Annotated in this window: 1 protein-coding gene; it reads right to left on the bottom strand. The window is 68.3% G+C overall.

Annotated features, from left to right (window positions below; all coding sequences use genetic code 11):
• Positions 1-31 precede the first annotated feature (31 nt).
• Positions 32-1,311 (bottom strand): IS3 family transposase gene (locus GYH36_RS19060; protein WP_246209804.1). Its coding sequence is split into 2 segments (ribosomal slippage): positions 32-1,008 and positions 1,008-1,311, totalling 1,281 coding nucleotides; the frame shifts between segments, so codons are not numbered across the junction.
• Positions 1,312-1,365 lie beyond the last annotated feature (54 nt).

Here is a 1,365-nt window from a genome sequence, read left to right as displayed (position 1 = left end):
TGAATCGCCCTGGGTCTGATGGAGGCTCTGGTCATTTGGTTCCGATCAGGGCTTCGTGGCCCTGCTGCTTAGCGTAGAACCTCCTTTCGAACTCGACGGGTGGCAGGTCGCCGAGGTAGCCGTGCAGGCGTTCGGTGTTGTGCCAGTGGACCCATCCGAGCGTCGCGAGCTCGACGTCTTCCACGGTCCGCCAGGGCCCGGATCTGGCGGGCCCGCGGATCAGCTCGGCCTTGTAGTAGCCGTTCACGGTCTCGGCGAGCGCGTTATCGTACGAGTCGCCGACGGTCCCGATCGATGGCGTCGCGCCGATCTCGGCGAGGCGTTCGCCGTAGCGCAGACTCGTGAACTGGGCTCCGGCGTCCGAGTGACACCTCAGACCGGTCAGGCGGGTGCCGCGTGACCAGCGGGCCATCTCGATCGCGTCGAGGACCATCTCGGTGCGCATGTGCCCGGCAACGCGCCAGCCGACGATCGTCCGCGAGTAGGCGTCGATGATGAAGCACACGTACGCCATGCCGGCGAAGGTCGGCACATAGGTCAGATCGGTGACCCACAGTTGGTTCGGGGCGGTCGCGGTGAAGTCCCGCCTGACGAGGTCCGGGTGCCGGGCCGAGGCTGGGTCCGGGCGAGTGGTGCGCACCCGCTTCGTCCTGACCGCACCCTGGATCCCGAGGCCGCGCATGAGGCGGGCGACCTGGTCACGACCGACGTCATGCCCGGCCCTGCGTGCCGCCTTCCACAGCTTCCGTGCCCCGTAGACCCGGTAGTTGTCGTCCCACAGGGCGCGCAGCATCGGGCCCAGCTCGGCGTCCCGGACCGCACGCGCCGAGGGCGGGCGAGTCCTGGCGGCGTAGTAGGTGCTCACAGCCACCTTCACCCCTGCTGCGCTCAGCACGGTGCAGATGGACTCGACTGTGAGGCGCACGCCGTCGATGACGTCGCCGCGGTTGGCGTCGATGAACGCGACTACCTCTTGTGCTGGCGGTCGAGCTCCGCCCCGAAGAAACTTGCGGCCCGCTTCAAGATTTCGTTTGCCCGCCGCAGTTCCCGGTTCTCCTGCTCGAGCTCCCGGATCCGCCGCGCCTCCGCAGTGGTGATCCCGGGTGCGTGCCCGTCGTCGATCTCGGCCTGCTTGACCCACTGGCGCACCGACTCGACCCCGTAGCCCAGCTGGGTCGCGACCCGCTGCACCGTGCCGTGCTCGGTCCCCAGCTCCGCCCGCAGGGTCCGCACCATCCGCACCGCGGCGGCCTTCTCCTCATCCGAATACCGCCGCGTCTGCGGCTTGCCCGGCGTCTGCTCCTTCGGCATGGCTCCATCCTCGTTTCCAAGGTCAGGAACCTCCAACAAACCCAGGGCGATTCA

The organism is Cellulosimicrobium composti (assembly GCF_010287905.1).
GTDB lineage: Bacteria > Actinomycetota > Actinomycetes > Actinomycetales > Cellulomonadaceae > Cellulosimicrobium > Cellulosimicrobium composti.
This window is presented reverse-complemented; position numbering and strand designations above follow the sequence as displayed.